The following is a 24,864-nucleotide window of genomic DNA, read 5'->3' on the forward strand; positions in this document are numbered from 1 at the left end:
CACAGACACGAAGGGCCGCGGGGCGCTACCTTTAGGAAGTGACCCCTGAAGATGCAGTGCTGACCGACGCCCCCGAGGAATCCCCCGCAACCCCCGGATTCGAGGAGCTCGGCATCACCGGGCCCGTTCTCAAAGCCATCCGAGACCTCGGATACGAGACTCCTTCGCCGATCCAGGCCGAGACCATCCCGACCCTGCTGAGCGGACGCGATGTCGTCGGCATGGCACAGACCGGAACCGGCAAGACCGCCGCCTTCGCGCTGCCCGTGCTCGAGCGCCTGGACGTGTCGCAGAAGACCCCGCAGGCCCTCGTGCTCGCGCCGACCCGCGAACTCGCCCTGCAGGTCTGCGAGGCCTTCGAGTCGTACGCCTCGAAGATGAAGGGCGTGCATGTCCTGCCCGTTTACGGCGGACAGGGGTACGGCGTGCAGCTGTCGGCGCTGCGCCGCGGCGTGCACGTGGTCGTCGGCACCCCTGGGCGCATCATGGACCACCTCGCCAAGGGCACGCTCGACCTGTCCGAACTGAAGTACCTCGTGCTCGACGAGGCCGACGAGATGCTGAAGATGGGCTTCGCCGAGGACGTCGAGCAGATCCTCGCGCAGACCCCGGAGGAGAAGCAGGTCGCTCTGTTCTCGGCGACCATGCCGGCGACGATCCGCAGACTCGCGCAGCAGTACCTGCGGGATGCCGAGGAGATCACCGTCAAGTCGAAGACGGCGACCAACACGAACATCACGCAGCGCTACCTGGTCGTCTCGTACCAGCAGAAGGTGGATGCGCTGACCCGCATCCTCGAGGTCGAGAACTTCGACGGCATGATCGTGTTCGTCCGCACCAAGAACGAGACCGAGACGCTGGCCGAGAAGCTGCGGGCCCGAGGATACTCGGCAGCCGCCATCAACGGCGACGTCCCCCAGGTGCAGCGCGAGCGCAGCGTGAACCAGCTCAAGGACGGCAAGCTCGACATCCTGGTCGCAACCGATGTCGCCGCCCGTGGTCTGGATGTCGAGCGCATCAGCCACGTCATCAACTTCGACATCCCCACGGACACCGAATCGTACGTGCACCGCATCGGCCGCACCGGCCGCGCCGGCCGCACGGGCGACGCGATCAGCTTCATCACCCCGCGCGAGCGCTACCTGCTCAAGTCGATCGAGAAGGCCACTCGTCAGGCTCCGACCCAGATGCAGCTGCCCAGCACCGAGGACATCAACACGACCCGTCTCACGCGCTTCGACGACGCCATCACGACCGCGCTGAGCGAGACGAGCCGCATCGAGGCCTTCCGCGACATCGTCGCGCACTACGTGCGCAACCACGACGTCCCCGAGGGCGATGTAGCCGCCGCACTGGCCGTCGTCGCCCAGGGTGAGACGCCGCTGCTGCTGGATCCGCAGAACGACCCGCTCGCCCGTGCCGTCGCGGCCGACAACCGTCCGCCGCGCGAGTCGGGAACCCGCGGTGAGCGCAGTGAGCGTCCGCCGCGCACCGAGCGCCGTGGACGCGGCGACTACTCCGCGTACCGCATCGAGGTCGGCCGCCGCCACCGCGTGGAGCCGCGCCAGATCGTCGGCGCGCTCGCGAACGAGGGCGGCCTCGGACGCGACGACTTCGGCGCGATCAAGATCAACCCGGACTTCTCGATCGTCGAGCTGCCCGCGAATCTGGATGCCGCGGTGCTCGACAAGCTGAGGGACACCCGCATCTCGGGCCGCCTGATCGAGATCAAGCCGGATCGCGGCCCCGGAGCCCGTCGCCCTCGCGACAACGACGATCGTCGCGATGACCGCCCGCGGTACGACCGCGACAGCCGTCCGCCGCGTGGCGACCGCGACGACAAGCCGTTCCGCAAGCCCCGCCACAAGGGCTGACCCCCCCTCTCCACGCGACGTCTTCTGCGGTGAGACCGAGCCGAGCCGGTTCGGTCTTACCGCAGAACGCAGGTTTCGCGAGCCCGCTCGTGTGTCGGTTAGCGTAGCGGCATGATGAAGGTGCGGTGGGCGCGGGTCAAGGACGCCGTCGGCGTGGCGGAAGTGCACCTGGATGCCTGGCGATCGGCGTACGCCGGGCTCATCGATCAGGCGATCCTGGACGGACTGGACCTCGAACACCGGACCACGATGTGGACCGGCTTCATCACGCGGTCGCTGCAGGGTCTTCCGCCGAAGGGCTATGACGAGCCGGCGCATCGCCTGCTCGTCGCGGAGGACAGTGGCCGGATCGTCGGCTGGGCCGGTTTCGGCCCTGGTCGGGACGAAGGCCAGTCGCATCGCGGCGAGCTCGCTGGACTGTACGCGCATCCGTCGGTGTGGTCGCACGGCATCGGGCATGCCCTGATCGCGCGGGTCGACGACGAGCTCCGCGACAACGGCTTCGCCGATGCCTACCTCTGGGTGCTCGACGGCAACCAGCGTGCGATTCGATTCTACGAAAGTCACGGCTGGTTGGCTGACGGCGGCGAGAAGTACGGGGATGCCGGAGGCGCCACCGGCCTTCATGAACTCCGTCACGTCCGCGCGCTCTGATCGCACCTCGATCTGGGGACGACATTGGTTCCCAAATCCGGAGCGGGCATCCTGGAGGCATGGGTTCGATCAACGTCGTCGTCACCGGTCGCGTGCAAGGCGTCGGCTATCGCTGGTTCGTGCACGAGCTGGCGGTGTCGCACGACGTGTCCGGCTGGGTGCGCAACCGCCGTGACGGTGCCGTCGAGGCCGAACTCCACGGCGACCAGGCGCAGATCGACGACATCGTCCGGGCGATGCGCACCGGCCCGCCGCACGCGCACGTCGATACCGTCGAACTGCGCGAGATCCCGAGGCAGACGAACCACGGGTTCGAGATCCGCCGGGCGCGGTGACAGCCGCTCGTCAGATCGCGCCGAACTCCTGCGCCGCGATCATCACGGCGAGAGCCGGGACATCGACGATGCGTCCCGTGTCGATGCGGATCACGGGGAATCCCGTCATCGGGCTGGCGATCTCCGCCGCGGCGTCCCATTCGGCGATGCGTCCCTGGTCGTCGTGCACGCCGTGTCGGGGTCGCGTCAGGTAGCGCTCGCGCATGAGTTGACGCGGCGCCTCGCACCAAACCTCCAGCCCCGCGGGCGAACCGGCCGTCTCCCAACCGCGGCGGAACCAGTTCTCATCGCGGCCGGTGAGCCAGACCGACTCCACGAGCACCGTCCCCTCCAGCATCCCAACCATCCGCCAGAGCACGTCGGCCGCCAGCGCGCCGACCGCCCGCGTGGGCAGCCGTGCGTCGACGGCGTCGCCCAGCGCCTCCTTGATCGCGTCCTTGGAGACCAGTGGCACCCCGAGCTCCCGAGCCAGCGGCCGTGCCAGTGTCGTCTTCCCCGATCCCGCCATGCCGTTGAGGACGATGAGCCGGTCAGCCATCGGCATCCGCGACCGAGCGGGCGAGCTTGGCCGCAACGTCGATGACGGCCTCCGGATGCGCCAGCAGCGACCGCTGCTCGGGCGTGCGGATGAGATGCGCGAGCAGCCGATGGGCGCCGGTCACGGTGGGAGCCCAGTAGCCGCCCACATGGTGGCGGCTCAGCGGCAGAATCGTCGAGACGCCGTCCACGACCACCTCGATCGTGCCGTCGTCCGGGTCGAAGTCGATCATGTCGGCGGTGACCACCGTGAGCGCGCCGATCACGACGGTACCTGCCAGCCCCGGTAGGCGGAACCGTGTGGTGGGGACGTCGAGCGTCACCCGCTCCACGTCGTCCCACGCGAGCACTCCGCGACCGTCGGCTCCGTCGCGGACGATGACCGCGTCAGGCGTCAGCCGGAGGTGGTGGCGCCCAGGATCCCCGATCGCGACGGCGCCGGGGACGGCGATCAGCGGACCGTAGCGCTTCATGCCAGCGCGTCCGGCCCCTCCGTGACGAGGATGCGGAACTGCTCGGCATCCAGAATCCGGATGCCGAGCTCTTCCGCCTTGGCGAGCTTCGAGCCCGCACCCGGGCCCGCGGCGACGAAGTCGGTCTTCTTCGACACGCTCGACGCCGCCTTGCCGCCGGCCTGGATGATCGCTTCCTGGGCGCCGTCGCGCGTATAGCCGTCGAGGCTCCCCGTCGCGACGATCGTGAGGCCGTCGAGTACGCCGCCCGCGGCTACCGCTGCTCCGGGACCCGGGTGCCCTGGTGTCGCCCATTGCACGCCGGTGGCCGCCCACTGCTCGACGATCTCGCGGTGCCAGTCGACCTCGAACCAGTCCAGCAGCGAATCAGCGATGATCCCGCCGACGCCTTCGACGGCCGCCAGCTCCTCACGGGATGCCGCGCGGATCGCATCGAGCGACCCGAACCACTGGGCGAGCGCGCGGGCAGCGACGGGCCCCACATGACGGATGTTCAGCGACACGAGAAGCCGCCACAGCTCTTTCGTCTTCGCCTTCTCGAGTTCGGCGAGCAGCTTCACTGCGGCCGACGACGGCTGCGCGGCGTTGATCCCGTTCTTCTTCTCGGCCGCCGTCGGATTGCGACGGAACGGTGCGCGCGTCTTGACGATGCCGTCGTCGTCCTGCTTGGGCAGGCCGGTCTCGCCGTCGCGTACCACGACCGAGATCGGCACGAGATCGTCGAGCGCAAGAGAGAACAGCCCCGCCTCGGTGTCGAGCGGCGGCAGCGCCGGCGGCTCCGCCTGCGTGAGCGCCGCGGCGGTCACCTCCCCGAGCACCTCGATGTCGAGCGCGCCCCGGGACCCGATGTGCTCGACGCGTCCGCGCACCTGCGCGGGACACGAACGCGCGTTCGGGCAGCGCAGGTCGATGTCGCCCTCTTTCATCGGACGCAGCGGTGTACCGCATTCCGGGCATCCGACCGGCATCACGAACTCGCGCTCGGAGCCGTCGCGCTTGTCGACCACGGGACCCAGCACCTCGGGGATCACATCCCCGGCCTTGCGCAGCACCACCGTGTCGCCGATGAGCACGCCCTTAGCCTTGACAACGTCCTTGTTGTGAAGTGTCGCCTGCCGCACGACCGACCCGGCGACGTGTGCGGGCGCCATGACGGCGAAGGGCGTGGCGCGGCCGGTGCGACCGACCGAGACCACGATGTCGAGCAGTTTCGTCTGCACCTCTTCCGGCGGGTACTTGTAGGCGATCGCCCACCGCGGTGCGCGACTGGTCATGCCGAGTTCGTCGTGCAGCGCGAGCTCGTCGACCTTGACCACGATGCCGTCGAGCTCGTGCTCGATGTCATGCCGATGCTCGCCGTAGTGCTCGACGAAGGCGACGACGTCGTCGATCCCCTCGCACACCCGGAAGTGCGGGCTGGTGGGCAGTCCCCAGCTCGACAGAAGCTCGTACACATCGCTTTGCGCCGCCACCGGCGGGTTCGGCCAGGCGCCGATGCCGTGCACGTACATCGCCAGCGATTCGATGCGCAGGAGACCTGCCTCGAGTTCCAACCCGTCCTTCTTGTCGAGCTGCTGCCGCAGGCCGCCGCTCGCGGCATTGCGCGGATTAGCGAACGAGGGGAATCGCCTGGCCGCCGCCGCGCGCGCCTTGTCCTCTTCGAAGGGCTTCTTGGTGCCGCCGCGGCTCTCCCACCGCGCCAGGGCGTCGGCGTACGCCCGCTCACGGAACTCGGCCTGCGCCGCGTTGAGCCGTTCGAATGCCGCCACCGGGATGAACACCTCTCCGCGGACCTCTACGATGTCCGGGTGGCCGTCCCCGATCAGGCGGTCGGGGATCTCGGGCAGCCGAAGCGCGTTCTCGGTGACGATCTCACCCACGCGGCCGTCGCCGCGCGTCGCCGCCGAGGTGAGAACGCCGTTCTCATAGCGCAGATTGATCGCGAGACCATCGATCTTCAGTTCGGTGAGCCAGGCGACGGACCGCCCTGCGGATGCCCGGGTCTTCGCCGCCCAGTCCCGCAGCTCGTCGACGGAGAACACGTTGTCGAGGCTCAGCATCCGCTCGGCGTGCTCGATCGTGGCGAGGCCGGTGACCTCGGCCGCACCCACCATCTGCGTGGGCGAATCCTGTCCCTGCAATTCGGGATGCAGCCGCTCGAGCTCCTCGAGCCGACGCATCCAGGTGTCATAGGTCGCATCGTCGACGAGCGACGTGTCGCGACCGTAGTACGCGTCCTTCGCCTCGAGGATGCGGGTGGTCAGCTCTTCGGCTTCGAGGCGGGCGTCTTCCAGCGAGATGTTCTCCGGCACAGCACGAGTCTACGAGCGAGCACCGACATCTCGAGGTCTCAGGCCCCGACCGGCACCGCTGAGACCGTCGTGTCGATCGTGAACTGTCCGAGCACGCGCGTTCCGATGTACAGCACGGCGGTCTGCCCCGGGGCCACGCCGTCCAGCGGCACCGACGGCACGACACGGACACCGTCATCCGACACGGAGGCCGCGGCCGGCACCGGATCGGCGTGCGCGCGGATCTGCACATGACAGTCGAAGGATTCCGCCGTCGGCGCCGCCCCTGCCCAGCTGAACCGCTCCCCCGCGATCTCCCCGATCGCGAGCGCCTCCTTCGGCCCGACAACGACCGTGTTCGTCACGGGGCGCACTTCGAGCACGAAACGCGGCTTGCCGTCGGGCGCGGGCACACCGAGGTGGAGGCCTCGACGCTGGCCGACGGTATAGCCGTGCGCCCCCTCGTGCGAGCCGACGACGGCGCCGGTGCGGTCGACGATCTCCCCCGTGGCGGTGCCGACCTTCTCGGCCAGCCACCCGCGGGTGTCGCCGTCGGGGATGAAGCAGATGTCGTGGCTGTCCGGCTTCTGCGCCACGCTGAGTCCGCGCTCGGCGGCTTCGGCGCGCACGAGAGCCTTGGACGGCGTCGAGCCCAGAGGGAAGTAGGTATGCGCCAGCTGCTCGGCTGTCAGCACGCCGAGCACGTACGACTGGTCCTTCGCGCTGTCCGAGGCACGGTGCAGCTCCAGCCCCGCATCGGTCGGGACGAGCGTCGCGTAGTGCCCCGTGCAGACGGCATCGAAGCCGAGTTCGAGCGCGCGCTCGAGGAGCGCTGCGAACTTGATCTTCTCATTGCACCGCATGCACGGATTCGGCGTCCGACCGGCCTGGTACTCGCTGATGAAGTCGTCGATAACGTCGTCGCGGAACCGCTCCGAGAAGTCCCATACATAGAACGGGATGCCGAGGCGATCAGCCGCACGACGAGCGTCCATGGCGTCCTCGATCGTGCAGCATCCGCGACTGCCCGTGCGCAGAGTGCCACCGGCGCGCGAGAGCGCCAGATGCACGCCGACGACCTCGTGGCCCGCCTCCACGGCCCTGGCCGCAGCGACAGCCGAGTCAACGCCACCGCTCATTGCCGCCAGAATACGCATGGGTCCAGTCTACGAGCCGCTGCCTGACCGGGACCCGGATGCCCGTGCGAACACGTCCGCGATCACGGCGAGCACGGCATCCACGTCGTCGTCGGACGAGGTGCGGCCGAGGGAGAACCGCAGCACGCTTCTGGCGTCCTGCTCGCTGCGCCCCATCGCCATCACGACGTGCGACGGCTCGGCGACGCCGGCCTGGCACGCGGATCCGGTGGATGCCGCGATGCCGGCGACATCGAGCAGGAACAGCAGGCTCTCCCCCACAGCACCAGGGAACAGGATGTGCGCGTTGCCAGGGAGCCTTTCGGCGCGATCGCCCAGCAGCACGGCCTGCGGAACGCGTTGCAGGATGCCGCCGACGAGCCGATCCCGCAGTGCAGCCAGGCGCGCGGACTCGGTCTCCCGTTCGGCTTCGGCCCGCTCGAGCGCGAGAGCCAGCGCCGCGGCGCCTGCGACGTCCTGCGTCCCCGCGCGCAGACCGCGCTGCTGCGCCCCGCCGTGCAGCAGTGCGCTCATCCGCGCCGTGCGCGCCACCACGAGCGCACCGACACCGACGGGGGCGCCGATCTTGTGCCCGGCGATGCTCATCGCCACCAGCCCCGCGCCCGCCGGTGCATCACCGCGCAGACCGCGGAACGACAACGGGACGTGCCCGAGCGCCGCGACCGCATCCAGATGCAACGGCACCATCGCCGTACCTGCGGCCTGCGACAGCGCTCCGACGTCGTTGATGGTGCCCGCCTCGTTGTTCGCCACCAGCGCGGTGGCCAGTGCGGCCCCAGGGAGCGCCGAGGCGAACATGTCTGGATCGATGCGCGCCTGGTCGGTCACCCGCACCTCGCGGACGTTCGCGCCTTCGCGGACGAGAGCGGCGGTCGTGTCGACGGTCGCGTGGTGCTCGGCATCCGGAAGCACGATCGCGTCCGTGCCCTGCGGACGGGAAGCCCACAGCCCGCGCAGCGCAGTGTTGATCGACTCGGTTCCGCCCGACGTAAGCACCACTTCGATCGGGTCGCTCCCGAGCACGGCGGCGATGCGCTCGCGGGACTCCTCGAGCAGTCGCCGCGCATCCTGACCGGCGCCGTGCGTCGACGCGGCGTTGCCGGTGACCATCGTCGCCTGCAGCCAGGCGTCCCGGACATCAGGACGCAGCGGAGTCGTCGCCGCGTGATCGAGATAGTGACGCATACCTCGATTCTCCCCTGTTCGCGTGCCGCCGAGGGTGGAACTGAGTGCAGCCTGACATGAGACGGCAACACAACCCGCCTATGGTGTTACTCATGCCCGTGTCCCCTCCGTTCTCCGTTCCCGGCGGAAACAACCTCGACAACCTCGGCGTCCGACTGCACGACGGTGCGGCCACGCTGCGCGTCTGGTCGCAGAACGCGTCGTCCGTCGAGCTCGTCACCTTCGACGAGTCCGACCTGGACTGGGTGACGGACACCGCGACGCTCGAACGCCGTCCCGGTGGTGTGTGGGAGGTCACGACCGACCTCCTGCAGCCGGGGACCCGTTACGCGCTGCGGGTCGGCGGCCCGCACGGTCCCGGCAACACATTCAATCCCGAGACCCTGCTGCTGGACCCCTACGCGCGCGGCCTCGCCCAGGGCGACGGGTACGAGGAATGGCGCTCGGTCGTCATCGCGGACGGCTTCGACTGGGGCGGCGTGCCCAAGCCGCGCATCCCGCTGGATCGCACCGTGATCTACGAAGCGCATCTCAAGGGCATCACCAAACGCCATCCCGGCGTCACTCCGGCCCTGCACGGCACGTACGCCGGCCTCGCCCACCCCGCGATGATCGAGTACTTCCACTCGATCGGGGTCACGACGATCGAGCTGCTGCCGATCCACGCGTTCGTGCCGGAGCCGCGGCTGCTCGAGCGCGGCCTCACGAACTACTGGGGCTACAACACCCTCAACTTCTTCACCCCCCACGCCGCGTACGCCAGTGATGACGCGCGCAAGGAGGGGCCTGAAGCGGTGCTCTCGGAGTTCAAGGGCATGGTGCGGCTGCTGCACGAGGCGGGCCTGGAGGTGGTCCTCGATGTCGTCTACAACCACACCTCCGAGGAGGGCATCGGCGGACCTCGATCGAGCCTGCGCGGCATCGACAACGCGTCGTACTACCGGCAGCAGCCGGACGGTGCGTACATCGACACCACGGGATGCGGGAACACGCTGAACACGTCGACGGATGCCGCCGCGCGCCTGGTCCTGGACTCGCTGCGCTACTGGGCCACCGAGATGCAGATCGACGGCTTCAGATTCGATCTTGCGGCGGCTCTGGGACGCAACGCCGGACACGAGTACGACCGCGACCACCCGCTGCTGCAGGCGATCCTCGAGGATCCTGTGCTCGAAGACGTCAAGCTCATCGCGGAGCCGTGGGACGTCGGGCTCGGCGGGTGGCAGACCGGCAACTTCCCCGACGGCTTCATGGAGTGGAACGATCGCTACCGTGATCGCGTCCGCAACTTCTGGCTCAGCGACATCGACTACGCGCGGCGTGCCTCGGCTCCGGTCGGCATCGGCGGATTCGCGACGAGACTTGCCGGTTCTTCGAACACGTTCGCCGACGAGCGCGGTCCGTTGGCGAGCGTCAACCTCGTCACCGCGCACGACGGCTTCACACTGCACGACCTCGTCTCCTACGACGTCAAGCACAACGAGGCGAACGGCGAGAACAACCACGACGGCGCGGACATGAACCGCTCGTTCAACCATGGTGCCGAAGGCCCGACGGACGACCCTGCGATCCTCGCAGCCCGCAGGAAGGCGATGCGCAACCTGCTCGGGACCCTCCTGCTGTCCGCCGGCATCCCGATGCTCACCGCAGGGGACGAGAGCGGGCGCACGCAGCGCGGCAACAACAACGCATACGCGCACGACTCCGCGCTCACGTGGCTGAGCTGGGAGTTCGAGCCGTGGCAGGAGGATCTCCGCGCCCACGTCACGACCCTGACCAGGCTGCGTCGGGAGAACCCGGCACTGCGGCCCAGCCGCTATGCGCGCCTCGGCGAGCACATCCCCAACGCGAGCGTCATGGACTGGTACGACCAGAACGGCGAGACGATGGAGCAGCAACAGTGGACCGACCCCGGTAATCGGACGCTGCAGTACGTCGCCGCGTCCACTCCGGACACCGAGGATTACAACCGCATCCTGCTCATCGTGCACGGAACCGAGACGCCGATCGACATCACGCTTCCGGATGCCGTCGAAGGCGCGACGAGGTTCATCTCACTGTGGTCGAGCGCCGACGAGCACCCGGATGCCGAACAGCGCGTCCTCGCCCCTGGCGACGTCCTTCCCGTGCCTGGGACGTCGATGCATCTGTTCCGCGTGGAGTGATGCGCCGAGCCCGCTCGCGCGCCGGTGTCACCGAGCGCGCAGGAGCGGTACATTCGGGATATGGCCGCACGCACGGTATCCCGTTCCGAGGCTCTGAGGAGCCCCGCCCACATCCCTCTGCGATCCGCCCAGGCGACCACGACGCCGGAGCAGACGCGCGTCGGCAGGATCCCGCTCTCGGATCCCCGCCCTTCCGTCCCCGGCGGATTCGACGCCAAGGCGTTCTCCGGCGAGGTCGTGCCGTTCAGCGTCATCGCATTCCGCGAGGGACATGATCGCATCGGCGTGCACGTACGCCTGACGGCCCCCGACGGGTCGGAGACCCTGCATCGTCTCGAGCCGCTGAACGACGGCACCGATCGATGGGTCGCCGACATCGCCCTCGACGCCAGGGGACTGTGGCGCTACCGGTTCGAGGCCTTCGCCGACGACTACGCCACGTGGGCCCACGCCGCCGCGGTCAAGATCGACGTCGGGGTCGACGTCGAGGTGATGACGGCGTCCGGAGCACAGCTGTTCGCACGCGCCGCAGCGGAGAAGGACCGTCCGGCCGCCGAGCGTCGTCGGCTCGCCGCCGCCGCGCGCGATCTCGGCGACGCGGATGCGGCGGTGACTCTCGAAGCGGCACGCAGCGCGGAGTTCGCCCGACTGTTCGCCGCGCGCCCGGTGCGCTCGCTGTCCTCGACGTCCGACGAGCGCCGCATCCTGGTGGAGCGCACAGCGGCCGGGGTCGGCGCGTGGTACGAGTTCTTCCCCCGCTCGGAGGGCGCCAAACGGAGCAAGGACGGCACGATCGGAAGCGGCACGTTCCGCACCGCCGCCAAACGATTGCCCGCGGTCGCGGACATGGGCTTCGACGTGGTGTACCTGCCGCCGATCCATCCGATCGGCCGCAGCCATCGCAAGGGACCGAACAACACACTCAACGCCGGCCCGAACGACCCCGGATCGCCCTGGGCGATCGGGTCGGCCGAGGGCGGGCATGACGCCGTCCACCCCGACTTGGGAACGCTCGCCGACTTCCGGGCGTTCGTGCGCGCGGCGCAGAAGGCGGGGCTGGAGATCGCGCTCGATCTCGCGCTGCAGGCGTCTCCCGATCATCCGTGGGTGCACGAGCATCCCGAGTGGTTCACGACCCTCCCTGATGGGTCGATCGCGTACGCCGAGAACCCGCCGAAGAAGTACCAGGACATCTACCCCATCAACTTCGACAACGACCCGGACGGGATCTGCGCGGAGGTGCTGCGCGTCGTCGAGCACTGGATCGCCCAGGGCGTGCGCGTCTTCCGCGTCGACAACCCGCACACCAAGCCGCTCTGGTTCTGGGAGTGGCTGATCGCCCGCGTGAACGAGCGGCATCCCGACATCGTCTTCCTCGCCGAGGCCTTCACTCGTCCGGCGCCGCTGCGCGGACTCGCGGCCGTGGGCTTCCAGCAGAGCTACACGTACTTCACGTGGCGCAACACCAAGGCCGAGCTCGAGGAGTTCCTGACCTCCCTCGCGACCGAGACCGCGGACTACCTGCGCCCCAATCTCTTCGTCAACACCCCGGACATCCTCACCGAGTACCTCCAGTTCGGCGGCCGCGCCGCCTATCGGATCCGCGCCGCTCTCGCGGCGACGGCTGCGCCCACCTACGGCGTCTACGCCGGCTACGAGCTGTATGAGAACGTCGCGCGGCCCGGCGCCGAGGAGAACATCGACAACGAGAAGTACGAGTACAAGCTGCGCGACTTCGCAGCGGCGGAGAAGTCGGGCGACTCGCTCGCCCCGTACCTCCGACGTCTCAACGAGATCCGACGCGACCATCCGGCGCTGCGCCAGTTGCGCAATCTCGCCGTGCACTGGAGCGATGACGACGCGGTGCTGGTGTACTCGAAGCATCTCGACGCCGCCTTCACGGGCACAGGTTCCGCCGACACCGTGCTGGTCGTCGCCAACGTCGACCCGCACTCGGTGCGGGAGACCACCGTTCATCTGGACACGCGAATCTGGGGCGTTGCGCCCGGCGAGCCGTTCGACGTGGAGGATCTCGTCACCGGGCAGGTGTGGACCTGGACCGATCACGACTACGTGCGGCTCGACGCCTTCGCCGAGCCCGTGCACATCCTGGCAGTGAAGGAGCGATCATGAGCTACGTCGAGGACGTCACCGAGGCCGAGGACTGGGCGCGGATCGCGGCCGGTGCGCATCATGCCCCGCATGACGTCCTCGGCGCGCATCCCGCCGAGGATGCCGCGGGACGCACACTCACGACGATCCGCGTCCGGCGCCCGCTCGCCGACGAGGTGAGCGTGGTCTTCGCGGATGGGAAGCGGCTGCCGATGACCCATACCGCACACGGCATATGGGAGGCGAGGCACGAGGGTCCCCCGGTCGCCTATCGCGTCTCAGCGGTCTACGGCGACGACGAATCGGTCACGGGTGACCCGTATCGGCATCTTCCGACGCTGGGCGACATCGACCTGCACCTGATCGCTGAGGGCCGCCACGAGCGCCTGTGGGAGGTGCTGGGCGCGCACCCGCGGGCGCACGGATCCGAACTGGGCACCGCGTTCGCCGTGTGGGCGCCGAACGCGCGGTCCGTGCGGGTCGTCGGCGATCACAACGGCTGGGATGGAACCGGACATCCGATGCGCTCGCTCGGAGCGAGCGGGATCTGGGAGCTGTTCATCCCCGATGTCACGATCGGCACGCGCTACAAGTACGAGATCCTCACCCGTGACGGGCGCTGGATCCTCAAAGCGGACCCCATGGCGCAGCTCGCCCAGACGCCGCCGGAGACGGCATCCGTCGTCACGGCATCCGCCTACGTGTGGCAGGACGGCGCCTGGATGACGCGTCGGGCGGCCACGCACGCCGTCGCCCAGCCGATGTCGGTCTACGAGGTCCACCTCGGCTCGTGGCGCCATGGTCTCGGATACCGCGACATGGTCGAACCGTTGATCGAACACGTGCAGGCGACGGGGTTCACGCACGTCGAATTCATGCCGGTGGCCGAGCATCCCTTCGGCGGGTCGTGGGGCTATCAGGTGAGCGGTTACTACGCGCCCACCAGCCGCTTCGGCTCCCCCGACGATCTCCGTCATCTCATCGACCGCCTCCACGGCGCTGGCATCGGCGTCATTCTGGACTGGGTGCCCGGTCACTTCCCCAAGGATGCGTTCGCGCTCGCCCGCTTCGATGGCGAGGCGCTGTACGAGCACCCGGATCCGCGTCGCGGCGAGCACCAGGACTGGGGCACGCTGATCTTCGACTATGGCCGTCCCGAAGTGCGCGGCTTCCTGGTCGCCAACGCGCTGTACTGGTTCGAACAGTTCCACATCGACGGTCTACGGGTGGATGCCGTGGCCTCGATGCTCTACCTCGACTACTCGCGCAACGACGGCGAGTGGGAGCCGAACGTCCACGGCGGGCGCGAGAATCTCGAAGCCATCCGGTTCCTGCAGGAGGCGAACGCCACCGCCTACCGGCTGCATCCCGGCATCGTCATGATCGCCGAGGAGTCCACGAGCTTCCCCGGCGTCACCGCCCCCACCGATCACGCAGGACTCGGGTTCGGGTTCAAGTGGAACATGGGCTGGATGAACGACTCCCTCGCCTACATCGAGCGCGACCCCGTGCATCGCTCGCATCATGAGGGCGAGATGACGTTCTCGTTCGTCTACGCGTTCGGCGAGAACTACGTGCTTCCGATCAGCCACGACGAGGTCGTGCACGGCAAGCGGAGCCTCGTGGCGAAGATGCCGGGTGATCACGCCCATCAGCTCGCGAACGCGCGCGCGTATCTGGCGTACATGTGGGGGCATCCGGGCAAGAATCTGCTGTTCATGGGGCAGGAGTTCGGGCAGCTGTCCGAATGGTCCGAATCCAGGGAACTGGACTGGTGGTTGCTGGATCAGCCGGCGCATCGGCAACTGCTGGAGTTCGTCGGCTCGCTCAACGCCACCTACCGCGCGCAGTCGCCGCTGTGGGAGCGCGACGGCGACGCCTCGTCGTTCACCCGCATGGGCGCGCCGTCCTGGGATCCGAACGTCATCGCCTTCGAGCGTCGTGACGCCCACGGCGGACGCCTCGTGGTCGTCAGCAACTTCTCGGGCACCACACGAACGGCGTTGCCGCTGGCGTTCAGCGTGGAAGGCGTCTGGCAGGAGGTGCTGAACACGGATGCCGCCGCATTCGGCGGCTACGACGTCGGCAATCTCGGCATGGTCGTCGCGCACGCCGCACAGGATGCCGGCACACCTGTCGCCGCGGTCACACTGCCCGCGCTGTCGACGCTGTGGTTGCGTCACCAGTCCGATCCGCACGTGCCGACGGTGTCGCACGGCTGACGACGGCGGTCAGCTCAGAACAGGAGCGAAGCCAGCCGCGTGCGCGCGCTGACGACGCGAGGATCGTCGGCGCCGATCAGACCGAACAGCTCGACCAGGCGCTCGCGCACCGGCGTCCGCTCGTCCGCTGCCAGCACGGCGAACAGATCGAGCAGGCGTCCGAACGCGTCCTCGACGTGCCCGCCGGCGATATCGAGGTCGGCCACCGCGAACTGCGCATCGATGTCCTGAGGCGCCGCGGCGGCTGCCGCCCGCGCCTGCTGCAGATCCAGCCCCTGAACGCGGTCGAGCAGGCGGACCTGTCCGAGACCGGCGCGCGCCTCATCGTCGCGGGGGTTCTCGGCGAGGGCCTTCTCGTACGCGCGGATCGCCGTCGCGTAGTCGCCTTCCTCGATCGCCGCGTAGGCCTCTGCGTGCAGCGGCGGCAGCGGCGGTTCCTCGGCGGCGGCATCGTCAGGCTGCTCGTCGCCGACCGGAAGCGCTCCGGTGACGCCGTTCTGCGCCGCGAGCTGCAGGAGTTGATCGAAGACCTGGCGCACCTGCTCCTCGGGGACCGCGCCGTTGAACATCGGAACGGGCTGGCCGGCCACGAGTGCCACCACCATCGGGATCGACTGCGCGCGGAAGCCCTGAGCGAGCTGCGGGTTGGCGTCGACGTCGACCTTGGCGAGGACGACGCGACCCGCGAGCTCCTTCGTCAGCTTCTCGAGGATCGGGCTCAGCTGCTTGCACGGCCCGCACCACTCGGCCCAGAGGTCGACGACCACGGGCACTGTGCGCGACAGCTCGAGGACTTCGCCGAAGGTATCGTCCGTGACGTCGCGGATGAGCGCGCCGGAGGCCGGTGCGGCGTCGCCCGCGGATGCCGCCGCCTGAGCGGAGGTCGCGGCCGGACGGCCTCGCAGGGCGGACAGATCGACGGCGCCGCGGAGGGCGGCCGGAGAGATGTCGGTCATTTGATCACTTCCACGCTCAGAACATCCTGGTGCACCGCCAGCAAACGGATCTGCTCCCCCGACACCTGCGTCGGCACCGAGAAGAACAGCTGCATGCTGTAGGTCGTCTTGACTCCCTTGGCCGACTGATCGACGCCGGTGAGCGCCTTCGCCACAGGGTCGTCGCCGAACTTGATCACGGCATCCGCCGAGGTCGGCGTGATCGTCTCGCTGTCGAGCACCGAGACCGAGACGATCGCACCGCTGTCCAGGGTGGCCATCGACACCGGCTCGTCAGCGGAGGGCTCCATGCCGAACTCGGCCTTCGAGGTCTCCGCCGCCTTCTTCTCGGCGAGGCTGTCCACGACGGACTGCCTGCTCGCCTGGATGGTGGTGGCCAGCTCGTGCGTTCCATCGTCGAACAGGTCGTACGAGGCGCTCTGGTCTCCGGCATCCACGACATCCGAGAACGCCGCGGCCAGCTCGTTCGGAGCGATCGAGAGGAAAGTCGTGTCCGGCGGAACGAGTGTCGTCCCCGCCCAGGCCGGCGCGAGGGCCGGCAGTTCGACGGATGCCTGCATCTCGGCGAGGTAGGACACCTTGTAGTTCGACCACGGGTCCTGCTGCTTCATCGTCATGATCACCGGCGCCACGGAGTCGTCCTCGTTGCTCTTCGACAGCATCAGGACTGTGCGCGGCCAGGCGTCCGTCGCCTGCGGCAGCAGGATCTCGACGTCGTCCGTCGGGATCACGGCGGGGGCCGGGCGGTCGGCGATCGCACCGCGCAGCGTGTAGTCCGTACGACGGGCGGTCAGTGCGGCACCGTCCAGCCGCGTCGCGGCGGCGTCGATGTCGAGGTCGGTGTCCGCGGTCGCGACGGTGCCCGAGATGCTCTCCAGGATCCGCTTGGCCTGTGCTTCCGTCACCGCCGGCGGCTTCTGGTTCTCGGGGGCGATGACGGTCGGCGTCGGCGACGGGGTCGCCGTCTCGGCGCCGAACTGCGGCCAGGAGTCGGCCGAGCACCCGGTCGCCACGACCGCGACCAGCGCGAGCGCCGGAATCGCGAGTCGTCGCCGACGTGCCAGGCCGACGCGCTTGGCCGTGCCCTCTTCCGACTTCTGCTCGGGCACCCGCTCGGATTCGGCATCCGCCTTGTCCTCCGACGGCTTCTGCTCGATCGCTTCGTTCTCGGGAACCTTGTCGATCGCGACGTCGATCGGCTCGGTGACCGGCAGCGGGCCGGGTCCCTTGCGGCGCGGCCCCCGGCCACGGCGCTGGTGCCGGATGCCCAGGATGTACAGCACGATCCCGATGGCGAGCATCAGACCACCGGCGGCCATCAGGGGCCCCGCCAGCGGTGTGGAGTCGTCCAGCGGCCAGGACACGACGATGTCGTCGGGCGCGGGCTCGGTTCCGTCCCGCGCGATGAGGATGCTGGTTCCCTCGGGAAGCTGCGTATCGGTGATGATCTGATCCTGCTCGGCGAACGAGTCCAGCCAGAGGTCGGAGCCCGCCGGGTTGCGGCCGGCGGTCGGCGCCGCCGGATCCGCAGTCGGTGCAGCCGTCGCGTCGGAGCCACCGCCGTCCTCGGCGGCCTCCGGCTCGACGACCGTGGTGACAGGTGCGCCGTCCGCGTCCAGGGTGATCGAGTTGTACGTGGCATCGGAGAGCCACGCCTCCATGTCCGGTGTGCGCCCGTAGGCCGCGAACAGCTCCCCTTCACCACGGATGATGAGGCTCTGCAGACCGGGCTGGGTCCGCAGCACGGCACCATCGATCAGCGTGTAGGGCTCCGGCTGCGAGGTCTCCAGCACCAGTTCCTCGCTGGATGGGCCCAGGAAGAGGGTGCGCTGAGCGATACCCGCACCGATCAGGAGCGTGGCCAGGACGAAGGCCACGACGGCCCATACGAATCGCACGAAAAGTTCTCCTTACGTGATCCGGAAGGGTCCCGGATCATCGCTCGACGTTTCAGACTAGCGAAATCACCTGAGTATTGTCCGAAGCGGATCGCCATCCCGCCCTCGGCAGGTCTGCGACGCGGGTCCGCGTCGACTGGATACGCTGGCCTCACCCGTTCTGCGAGGAGCCGTCATGAAGTTGCACAATCCGTTCCGCACGGCGCTGGTCGCGACGCTCGGAGTCGGTCTCGGCATCCTGCTCATCGGCAGCGTCCAGACGCTGTCCACGGTGCTGCTGTACCTGGGCACCGCTCTGTTCATCAGCCTCGGACTCGATCCGCTCATCTCCTGGTTGGAACGACGCAAGCTCCCCCGCTGGCTCGCCGTACTGGTGACCATCGTCGCCGTACTGGGGGTGTTCGCCGGGATCGTTCTGATCGTGCTGCCGATCATCATCTCCCAGGTCACGCAGCTCGTCGAGCAGATCACCGCGCTCGTGCAGAGCAGCAACGACATCTGGGCCGATCTGCGCACCTGGCTCGGCGACCTGTTCCCTGCACTGGACATCGATCGTGTGCTCACCGAGGCGCAGAACTGGCTGCTCGCGAACGTCGGCAGCATCACGGGCGGGGTGATCAACGCGAGCCTCGCCGTCGTCAACGGCCTCTTCGGCGCCTTCATCGTGCTGATCCTGACCATCTACCTCACCGCCTCGACGCCCTCGCTCAAGCGCGCCGTCTACCAGCTCGTCCCGGCCTCGAAGCGTCCGCGCTTCATCGACCTGGCCGATCAGATCACCGATTCCGTCGGCTACTACGTCATGGGCCAGGTGTCGCTCGGCGTCATCAACGGCGTCCTGAGCGCGATCTACCTCACGATCATCGATGCGCCGTTCCCCGCGGTCCTCGCCGTCGTCGCGTTCTTCTTCTCGCTGATCCCGCTCGTCGGCACGCTCACGGGCTCGACGATCATCGTGCTCACGTGCCTGATCCCGGGGCTCGGCTCCCCCGCGACCGCACTGGCCGCCGGCATCTACTACCTCATCTACATGCAGATCGAGGCCTACGTGATCTCGCCGCGCATCATGAGCAGGGCGGTCTCCGTGCCGGGGGCCGTCGTCGTCGTCGCCGCTCTCGCCGGCGGCTCGCTGCTGGGGCTGCTCGGGGCGCTCATCGCGATCCCCGTGGCGGCCAGCATCCTGATCATCTACCGGCAGGTCGTCATCCCGCGGATGAACGAGCGCTGAGCCCGGTCAGGATGCCGGGGGCCAGGTGTTCGGCAGCGGAAGCGCTGCGGGGTTCACGGCGGCGACGATCTCGGTGAGGACGTGGCGGGTCTGCGTCTCACCCACCCACAGATGCTTGCCGCCTTCGACGGGGATCAGCACGGCATCCGGAATCGAGGCGAATCGCTCTCGCGCCTGCGCCGGACGCAGGTAGTCGTCGAACTCCGGGATCAGGGCGATGACTCGCCTCGGGTCGCCGGCCCACGCCGCGATCTCCTCGTCCGTCGTGCGGTGCAGCGGCGGCGACAGCAGGAACACGCCGACGACGTCGTGCTCACGACCGTACTTCAGCGCCAGTTCCGTCCCGAACGACCAGCCGAGCAGCCACGGCATCGGCAGACCGCGCTCGTGCACGAAGCCCATCGCCGCAGCGACGTCCAGCCGTTCCGCGTCGCCGCCGTCGAACGCCCCCTCGCTCGTTCCCCGCGGCGACCTCGTGCCGCGGGTGTTGAAGCGCAAGACGGCGAGATCCGCCAGGGCCGGCAGCCGTCCTGCCGCCTTGCGGATGACGTGCGAATCCATGAATCCGCCGGCGGTCGGCAGCGGATGCAGCGTGACGAGCGTCGCGACCGGCGGCCGATCCTGAGGAACCGCCAATTCGCCCACGAGCGCGAGACCGTCAGCCGTGCGCAGCTCGATCTCCTCGCGGCGCGCAGGCAGCTCGAGCGGTCCGCGGATCTCGATGCTCATCCGAGTCTCCAACAGTGGGTGTGCCAGTGGCGACGTGCGGCGAGGTCCGCGGCCTCTCCGAGCACTCCGTCGGCCCGCCAGCAGACCAGGTGCGCGATCCCCGGTGCGATGACCTGCGTGCACCCGGGGCAGACGTACTCCTTCTGCGCCTGCAGCGCAGAGACCGGCTGGACGACCCATTCCCGACCACGACGGGTCTCGGTGCGTTTCCAGCCCGTGAGAAGGCGATCGAAGGAGTCGTCTGTGCTCGAGCGCTCCGGGCGCCGCTTACGGGATCGGGGCATGGCGCAGCGGTGTCACCACCAGTGGTTGCTCCGCCAGAAGTTGTACGCGCCTTCCCAGCTGCCGTACCGACCCGTCGCGTAGCCGCTGGCCCAGCGCAGGTTGTCGACCGGGTCGAAGCAGTTGCCCGGCACCTTGCCGCACGGCAGCGCCTGCACCAAGCCGCTCGCTCCCGACGAGCGGTTCACCGCGTTCGGGTTCCAGCCGCTCTCCTTCGAGACGATGTAGTCGACGAAGCCCCAGTCGCCCTGGGCGATACCTGCGGCAGCCATCCACTCGGCGGGCGATCCGCCACCGGTGTACTGCGGTCGGCTGCCGTTGCCGCTGCCGCCGGACCCCTTGCCCGACGACGCCGGCTTCGGCGTGGGGGTCGGCGTCGGCTTCGGTGTGACGTAGACCTCGTAGTTGCCGCGGTCGACCGGGGCGAAGGTGCCGCCTTCGACCGTCACGCGCAGATCCTGCGCCTCATCAGCGGCCAGCGAGTACACCGTCGTCTGCGCCTGGGCGGAGTCGACCGGCTCGGCCAGGGCGAACCCGGTCGGTGCGACGATCGCGGCCGCGAAGCCGACCACGGCGATCGCCGCGAACGTGCCGGCGACGCCACGACGACGCGACCAGCGGGCGCGGGAAGGCGCCGGCTGCTTCGTGGTGGAGACGATGTCGCTACTGCTCGGAACGGTCGCTGCGACGATCTCTTCGGACTCGTGGGATGAACTCACAATAGGCACAGTGTAGCCCAGGCGGCGCTGAGGAGACCATGGGAGCGGTCAGCGGACCGCGAGCATGACCTCGATCGTGGCGTCGAGGAGCGCATCGACCTGCTCTTCCCGGTACCCGCCGCGCTGCATCCGGAAGGCCGCGGAACGCAGCTGCTCGACCGAGAGCTCGTCGCCGTCACGGAGATAGCGGACGATCCGCCGCGCGACGTGATCGACCTCCTCGGCGCGATACCCGTACGTGAGCCAGCCGACGCGTGCGAACTTGTGCAGTTTCGGACGGGCGAGGTGGTCGAGGATGATCTGCGCCTCGTCCCTGGCCTGCTCGACCCACGCTGTCGCACCGTCCGCACGCACGACCCGGTCGCGGATCCGCGCGGCGAAGGCATCCTCGATGCGGCTGAGCGCCGCATCGACTTCGGCCACGGCGTAGCCGTTCTTCACCATCGGGAACGATGCGACTCTGACGTCCTCGGCCGAGAGCGTGTCGTCGTCGCGCTCGAAGCTCGCCTTGGCCGCGGCAAGGAAGGCGTCGACCGCTGCCTGGTGATAACCGCGGGCACGGCCCGTCGTCAGCGTGAATGCCGACGACGCCGGCTTGCTCTGCAGATCTGTCACGTCACCCACCGTACTCGACGTCATCCGAGCGTCGCCCACGGCGACAGCAGGAAGTAGAGGGTCAGCGCGGGGATCGTCGACGGCAGGATGCTGTCGAGCCGGTCGAGCAGTCCCCCGTGGCCTGGCAACCAGGAGCTCATGTCCTTGATGCCGAGGTCGCGCTTGAGCATCGACTCGGCGAGATCGCCGAGCGTCGCGGAGAGCAGGACCGACGCTCCCAGGATCACTCCGGCCCACCACGGCATCTCCAGCAGGAACAGTGCGAGCAGCACGCCGACACCGGCGGCCGCGACGACGGCACCGGCGAAGCCTTCCCAGGTCTTCTTCGGGCTGATGCGGGGCGCCATCGGATGCTTGCCGAATGCGAGTCCCGACGCGTAGGCGCCGGTGTCGGCGGCGACGGCGACGGCGATGAACGCGAGCGCCCACCACTGCCCGCCCTCCTGAGACAAGAGGATCAACGCGATGCTGGCGAGGAAGGGGACGTATACCTGGACGAAGCCTGCGACGACGACGTCTCCGAGGACCTCACCGTACGTGCGTCCGTCCTGCTGCATCATCTGTGCGACGAGGCGCCAGACGATCACGAATGAGACGGAGGCGAACAGCGCCACCCAGCACAGCCACGGCTCCGCGAAGTACCCGGCCAACACCAGCGGCGCGCCTGCGACGAGCTGCGGTATCAGGTCGATGCGACGACCCGCTCCGCGCAGGGCGAGGCCGAGCTCGTAGATGCTCAGCAGTGCGATCGCGAGGACGATCGGGACGAAGAGCCATTTGATGAACAGCAGCGAACCGAGCAGAACAGCGCCGGCAGCCAGACCGATGAGGATCGCGACGATCAGGTCGCGTCCGGTGCGCTCCTTGATGCGCTCGTTCGCCTGGTCCAGCTGGTCCTTGGCGTGCGAGACGTGGTTCTCGAATTCGCCGCGCTTGGCGCGCCACTGCTCGCGGATCGCGTTGTGCTCCCCCGTCGACATGCCCGGCTGCTCGGCGGGCAGCTCCGGTTTCGGCGGCACGATCGCGGCGTCGAATCCAGGAAAGGCGCTGTCGCTCAACGGCGTCGGAGACGCGTCGCGTCGCCGTTCGCCGCGCCCGGTCGGCGCTTCGTTCGGCGGAGTGCCTCCGGAGTCGTCAGTCATTCCCGCTCACACCTCGAGCAGTTCGGCCTCTTTGCGCTTCAACGCCTCGTCGATCAGGTCGACGTGCTGACGCGTGAGGGCATCCAGTTCCTTCTCGCCACGGGCGAGGTCGTCCTCGCCGACCTCGCTCTTGAGGGCGTCCAGCTCGTCCTTCGCCTTGCGGCGGATGCCGCGGACGTGCACCTTGGCATCCTCGCCCTTGGTGCGCACGAGCTTGACGTACTCCTTGCGGCGTTCCTCGGTCAGCTCCGGCATCGTGACGCGCACGATGTTGCCGTCGTTGGACGGATTGGCGCCGAGGTTCGGCATGTCGCGGATCGCCTGCTCGATCGCCTTGAGCGCGGACTTGTCGTACGGGGTCACGATGAGCGAACGCGCCTCGGGGTTCGCCAGCGACGCCAGCTGCGCCAGCGGCGTCGGCGAACCGTAGTAGTCGACCATCACCTTCTGGAAGAGCTGCGGGTTCGCGCGTCCGGTGCGCACCGTCGCGAAGTCCTCCTTCGCGGCTTCGACCGCCCTGGTCATGCGGGTGGTGGTTTCTGCGAGGACGTCCGCGATCACGGCGACTCCAATCGTCTGGGGTGTTCTGGCAATTCTATCCGGGCGGATGCCGCAGCACCCGTGCGCGACTCTCAGGAGGTGACGAGCGTTCCGATGGTCTCTCCGAGGAGTGCGCGGGTGACGTTGCCCGCCGGCTCCATGCCGAAGACGCGCATGTCCATGTTGTTGTCCATGCACAGGCTGAACGCCGTCGAATCGACGACCTTGAGGCCGCGCTGCAGTGCGTCGCGGTACGTGACGCGCTCGATGCGCGTCGCCGAGGCATCCTTGTGGGGGTCGGCGGTGTAGATCGCGTCGACGCCGTTCTTGGCGACGAGCACCTCCTGTGCACCGATCTCGAGTGCGCGCTGGGCGGCGACCGTGTCGGTGGAGAAGTACGGCAGGCCGGCACCGGCTCCGAAGATCACGACGCGGCCCTTCTCCATGTGACGCTCGGCGCGGCGCGGAATGTAGGGCTCCGCGACCTGCGTCATCGCGATGGCCGACTGCACGCGCGTCGCGGCGCCGGCCTGTTCGAGGAAGTCCTGCAGCGCCAGGGCGTTCATCACGGTTCCGAGCATGCCCATGTAATCGGCGCGCCCACGATCCATGCCGCGCTGGCTGAGTTCGGCACCGCGGAAGAAATTGCCGCCTCCGACGACGACGGCGATCTCGACCTGGTCGACCGCTGCGGCGATGTCACGGGCGATCTGGCTCACCACATCGGGATTGACACCCAGTTGACCGGCGCCGAATGCCTCGCCGGAGAGCTTGAGAAGGACGCGGCGGCGTCCGGTTCGTTCAGTCATGGGTGGATCCTCTCATCCCGAAAATCAAGATAGTGCCTTCTGGGCATGAAGAAGGGGTTCGGACCCTCACGGATCCGAACCCCTCTGACGTCGTTACGCGCCGACCTTGAAGCGCGCGAAGTCCGTCACGGTGATGCCGGCGTCCTGCGCGACCTTGGCCACGGACAGCTTGTTGTCCTTGGCGTAGTCCTGCTCGAGCAGGGCGACCTGCTTGATGAACGCGGTGACGCGGCCCTCGACGATCTTGGGCAGCGCGGCCTCCGGCTTGCCCTCGCTGCGGGAGATCTCGGTGACGATCTCACGCTCCTTCTCGACGTCGGCCGCCGGCACGTCCTCGCGGGACAGGTACGACGGGTTCGCGAACGAGATGTGCTGGGCTACGCTGCGCGCGGTCTCCGCGTCGGCACCCGTGTAGGCGACGACGACACCGATCTGCGGCGGCAGGTCCTTGCTGGTGCGGTGCAGGTAGACCTCGAAGTTGTCGCCGGTCAGAGTGCGCACGCGACGCAGCTCGACCTTCTCACCGATGATCGCAGCCTCGTCCGAGATCAGCTGATCGACGGTCTGGCCTGCGACGTCGGCAGCCAGCGCCTCCTCGACCGTGTTCGCCTTGACGGCGGCCACGGCGTCGGCGACCTTGTCGGCCAGCGCGATGAAGCGGTCGTTCTTCGCGACGAAGTCGGTCTCGCAGGCGAGCTCGACGAGCGTCACGGCGCCGTCCTGCTCGCGAGCGACGACCAGTCCCTCGCTGGTGGAACGGTCAGCGCGCTTGGCGTTGCCCTTCGCACCCTTGAGGCGGAGGATCTCGACGGCCTTCTCGCGGTCGCCATCGGCTTCCTCGAGCGCCTTCTTGGTGTCGACCATTCCCGTACCGAGCTGCTCACGCAGCGCCTTGATGTCGGCGATGGTGAAGTTGGCCATGTGTGGCGGCTCCTTGCTTC

Annotated in this window: 22 protein-coding genes; 7 read left to right on the forward strand and 15 right to left on the reverse strand. The window is 68.5% G+C overall.

All coding sequences use genetic code 11. From position 1 onward, the window contains the following. The first annotated feature begins 38 nt into the window (after positions 1 to 38). The 3 genes from M2317_RS00475 (at position 39) to M2317_RS00485 (ending at position 2,863) form a co-directional block, all read left to right on the forward strand. Positions 39 to 1,874 (forward strand): DEAD/DEAH box helicase, encoded by a 1,836-nt coding sequence (locus M2317_RS00475; RefSeq protein ID WP_429456293.1) that lies wholly within the window; start codon positions 39 to 41, stop codon positions 1,872 to 1,874. A gap of 111 nt (positions 1,875 to 1,985) precedes the next feature. Continuing rightward, on the forward strand, positions 1,986 to 2,528 hold the full coding sequence (locus M2317_RS00480) for an N-acetyltransferase family protein (protein WP_429456295.1): 543 nt from the start codon (positions 1,986 to 1,988) through the stop codon (positions 2,526 to 2,528). A 59-nt stretch (positions 2,529 to 2,587) separates the two neighbouring features. Continuing rightward, positions 2,588 to 2,863: an acylphosphatase gene (locus tag M2317_RS00485; protein ID WP_429456297.1), complete on the forward strand. Its 276-nt coding sequence runs from the start codon at positions 2,588 to 2,590 to the stop codon at positions 2,861 to 2,863. 10 nt (positions 2,864 to 2,873) lie between these two features. Here M2317_RS00485 and M2317_RS00490 read toward each other — a convergent pair whose 3' ends face one another. Genes M2317_RS00490 through M2317_RS00510 form a run of 5 tightly spaced genes read right to left on the reverse strand, consistent with a single transcriptional unit; the run spans position 2,874 to position 8,506 of the window. Next, the gene (locus M2317_RS00490; RefSeq protein ID WP_429456299.1) at positions 2,874 to 3,401 is read right to left on the reverse strand and encodes an AAA family ATPase; all 528 of its coding nucleotides are present in this window, start codon (positions 3,399 to 3,401) and stop codon (positions 2,874 to 2,876) included. Further along, a complete protein-coding gene (locus M2317_RS00495; protein WP_429456301.1) occupies positions 3,394 to 3,873 on the reverse strand; it encodes a hypothetical protein in 480 nt (159 codons plus the stop codon). Before M2317_RS00495 ends, M2317_RS00490 begins: the two co-directional genes overlap by 8 nt. Beyond that, on the reverse strand, positions 3,870 to 6,185 hold the full coding sequence (gene ligA / locus M2317_RS00500) for an NAD-dependent DNA ligase LigA (RefSeq protein ID WP_429456303.1): 2,316 nt from the start codon (positions 6,183 to 6,185) through the stop codon (positions 3,870 to 3,872). Before ligA ends, M2317_RS00495 begins: the two co-directional genes overlap by 4 nt. Before the next feature lie 38 nt (positions 6,186 to 6,223). After that, on the reverse strand, positions 6,224 to 7,321 hold the full coding sequence (gene mnmA, locus M2317_RS00505) for a tRNA 2-thiouridine(34) synthase MnmA (RefSeq protein ID WP_429456305.1): 1,098 nt from the start codon (positions 7,319 to 7,321) through the stop codon (positions 6,224 to 6,226). A 9-nt stretch (positions 7,322 to 7,330) separates the two neighbouring features. Further along, entirely contained in the window at positions 7,331 to 8,506 is a 1,176-nt protein-coding gene (locus M2317_RS00510; protein WP_429456306.1) for a cysteine desulfurase family protein, read from the reverse strand. A gap of 92 nt (positions 8,507 to 8,598) precedes the next feature. Between M2317_RS00510 and glgX the strand changes: the two genes are divergently transcribed. Genes glgX through glgB form a run of 3 tightly spaced genes read left to right on the forward strand, consistent with a single transcriptional unit; the run spans position 8,599 to position 15,005 of the window. After that, positions 8,599 to 10,671 carry a glycogen debranching protein GlgX gene (gene glgX / locus M2317_RS00515; protein ID WP_429456308.1) on the forward strand — a complete coding sequence of 691 codons (2,073 nt, stop codon included), beginning with the start codon at positions 8,599 to 8,601 and terminating at the stop codon, positions 10,669 to 10,671. Positions 10,672 to 10,731: 60 nt separating this feature from the next. Beyond that, positions 10,732 to 12,804: an alpha-1,4-glucan--maltose-1-phosphate maltosyltransferase gene (locus M2317_RS00520; protein WP_429456310.1), complete on the forward strand. Its 2,073-nt coding sequence runs from the start codon at positions 10,732 to 10,734 to the stop codon at positions 12,802 to 12,804. Beyond that, the gene (gene glgB / locus M2317_RS00525) at positions 12,801 to 15,005 is read left to right on the forward strand and encodes a 1,4-alpha-glucan branching protein GlgB (protein ID WP_429456312.1); all 2,205 of its coding nucleotides are present in this window, start codon (positions 12,801 to 12,803) and stop codon (positions 15,003 to 15,005) included. The genes M2317_RS00520 and glgB overlap by 4 nt, the downstream gene beginning before the upstream one ends. Before the next feature lie 14 nt (positions 15,006 to 15,019). Here glgB and M2317_RS00530 read toward each other — a convergent pair whose 3' ends face one another. Next, complete coding sequence (locus M2317_RS00530) at positions 15,020 to 15,961, reverse strand: tetratricopeptide repeat protein (RefSeq protein WP_429456314.1); 942 nt, start codon at positions 15,959 to 15,961, stop codon at positions 15,020 to 15,022. Beyond that, positions 15,958 to 17,859: a glycosyl transferase gene (locus M2317_RS00535; protein ID WP_429456316.1), complete on the reverse strand. Its 1,902-nt coding sequence runs from the start codon at positions 17,857 to 17,859 to the stop codon at positions 15,958 to 15,960. Before M2317_RS00535 ends, M2317_RS00530 begins: the two co-directional genes overlap by 4 nt. Positions 17,860 to 18,034: 175 nt before the next feature. Between M2317_RS00535 and M2317_RS00540 the strand changes: the two genes are divergently transcribed. Next, positions 18,035 to 19,087, forward strand: coding sequence for an AI-2E family transporter (locus tag M2317_RS00540; protein ID WP_429456318.1), 1,053 nt, complete (start codon positions 18,035 to 18,037; stop codon positions 19,085 to 19,087). Between the two features lie 6 nt (positions 19,088 to 19,093). On the opposite strand, the gene M2317_RS00545 is transcribed toward M2317_RS00540, so the two are convergent. The 8 genes from M2317_RS00545 to tsf all read right to left on the reverse strand — a co-directional run bounded on the left by M2317_RS00545 (position 19,094) and on the right by tsf (position 24,844). Further along, positions 19,094 to 19,816: an alpha/beta hydrolase gene (locus M2317_RS00545; protein ID WP_429456320.1), complete on the reverse strand. Its 723-nt coding sequence runs from the start codon at positions 19,814 to 19,816 to the stop codon at positions 19,094 to 19,096. Beyond that, entirely contained in the window at positions 19,813 to 20,100 is a 288-nt protein-coding gene (locus M2317_RS00550; RefSeq protein WP_429456321.1) for a hypothetical protein, read from the reverse strand. The genes M2317_RS00545 and M2317_RS00550 overlap by 4 nt, the downstream gene beginning before the upstream one ends. A 12-nt stretch (positions 20,101 to 20,112) precedes the next feature. After that, positions 20,113 to 20,817 (reverse strand): transglycosylase SLT domain-containing protein, encoded by a 705-nt coding sequence (locus M2317_RS00555; RefSeq protein ID WP_429456323.1) that lies wholly within the window; start codon positions 20,815 to 20,817, stop codon positions 20,113 to 20,115. A gap of 48 nt (positions 20,818 to 20,865) precedes the next feature. Further along, on the reverse strand, positions 20,866 to 21,432 hold the full coding sequence (locus M2317_RS00560) for a DivIVA domain-containing protein (RefSeq protein WP_429456325.1): 567 nt from the start codon (positions 21,430 to 21,432) through the stop codon (positions 20,866 to 20,868). A gap of 20 nt (positions 21,433 to 21,452) precedes the next feature. Continuing rightward, positions 21,453 to 22,574: a phosphatidate cytidylyltransferase gene (locus M2317_RS00565; protein ID WP_429456327.1), complete on the reverse strand. Its 1,122-nt coding sequence runs from the start codon at positions 22,572 to 22,574 to the stop codon at positions 21,453 to 21,455. A 6-nt stretch (positions 22,575 to 22,580) separates the two neighbouring features. After that, a complete protein-coding gene (gene frr / locus M2317_RS00570; RefSeq protein WP_429456329.1) occupies positions 22,581 to 23,135 on the reverse strand; it encodes a ribosome recycling factor in 555 nt (184 codons plus the stop codon). A 71-nt stretch (positions 23,136 to 23,206) separates the two neighbouring features. Then, entirely contained in the window at positions 23,207 to 23,923 is a 717-nt protein-coding gene (gene pyrH, locus M2317_RS00575; protein WP_429456331.1) for a UMP kinase, read from the reverse strand. A 93-nt stretch (positions 23,924 to 24,016) separates the two neighbouring features. Then, positions 24,017 to 24,844: a translation elongation factor Ts gene (gene tsf / locus M2317_RS00580; protein ID WP_429456334.1), complete on the reverse strand. Its 828-nt coding sequence runs from the start codon at positions 24,842 to 24,844 to the stop codon at positions 24,017 to 24,019. Positions 24,845 to 24,864: the final 20 nt, after the last annotated feature.

Origin of the sequence: Microbacterium sp. ZKA21, from assembly GCF_050434165.1 — a bacterium.
Lineage (GTDB): Bacteria > Actinomycetota > Actinomycetes > Actinomycetales > Microbacteriaceae > Microbacterium.

What these genes read in the sequence shown, in the direction of transcription:
- M2317_RS00480 (WP_429456295.1), top strand. Translation starts at nt 1,986, where the DNA reads ATGATGAAGGTGCGGTGGGCGCGGGTCAAGGACGCCGTCGGCGTGGCG.
- M2317_RS00485 (WP_429456297.1), top strand. Translation starts at nt 2,588, where the DNA reads ATGGGTTCGATCAACGTCGTCGTCACCGGTCGCGTGCAAGGCGTCGGC.
- M2317_RS00490 (WP_429456299.1), bottom strand. Translation starts at nt 3,401, where the DNA reads ATGGCTGACCGGCTCATCGTCCTCAACGGCATGGCGGGATCGGGGAAG.
- M2317_RS00495 (WP_429456301.1), bottom strand. Translation starts at nt 3,873, where the DNA reads ATGAAGCGCTACGGTCCGCTGATCGCCGTCCCCGGCGCCGTCGCGATC.
- mnmA (WP_429456305.1), bottom strand. Translation starts at nt 7,321, where the DNA reads ATGCGTATTCTGGCGGCAATGAGCGGTGGCGTTGACTCGGCTGTCGCT.
- M2317_RS00510 (WP_429456306.1), bottom strand. Translation starts at nt 8,506, where the DNA reads ATGCGTCACTATCTCGATCACGCGGCGACGACTCCGCTGCGTCCTGAT.
- glgX (WP_429456308.1), top strand. Translation starts at nt 8,599, where the DNA reads ATGCCCGTGTCCCCTCCGTTCTCCGTTCCCGGCGGAAACAACCTCGAC.
- M2317_RS00520 (WP_429456310.1), top strand. Translation starts at nt 10,732, where the DNA reads ATGGCCGCACGCACGGTATCCCGTTCCGAGGCTCTGAGGAGCCCCGCC.
- glgB (WP_429456312.1), top strand. Translation starts at nt 12,801, where the DNA reads ATGAGCTACGTCGAGGACGTCACCGAGGCCGAGGACTGGGCGCGGATC.
- M2317_RS00530 (WP_429456314.1), bottom strand. Translation starts at nt 15,961, where the DNA reads ATGACCGACATCTCTCCGGCCGCCCTCCGCGGCGCCGTCGATCTGTCC.
- M2317_RS00540 (WP_429456318.1), top strand. Translation starts at nt 18,035, where the DNA reads ATGAAGTTGCACAATCCGTTCCGCACGGCGCTGGTCGCGACGCTCGGA.
- M2317_RS00545 (WP_429456320.1), bottom strand. Translation starts at nt 19,816, where the DNA reads ATGAGCATCGAGATCCGCGGACCGCTCGAGCTGCCTGCGCGCCGCGAG.
- M2317_RS00550 (WP_429456321.1), bottom strand. Translation starts at nt 20,100, where the DNA reads ATGCCCCGATCCCGTAAGCGGCGCCCGGAGCGCTCGAGCACAGACGAC.
- M2317_RS00565 (WP_429456327.1), bottom strand. Translation starts at nt 22,574, where the DNA reads ATGACTGACGACTCCGGAGGCACTCCGCCGAACGAAGCGCCGACCGGG.
- pyrH (WP_429456331.1), bottom strand. Translation starts at nt 23,923, where the DNA reads ATGACTGAACGAACCGGACGCCGCCGCGTCCTTCTCAAGCTCTCCGGC.
- tsf (WP_429456334.1), bottom strand. Translation starts at nt 24,844, where the DNA reads ATGGCCAACTTCACCATCGCCGACATCAAGGCGCTGCGTGAGCAGCTC.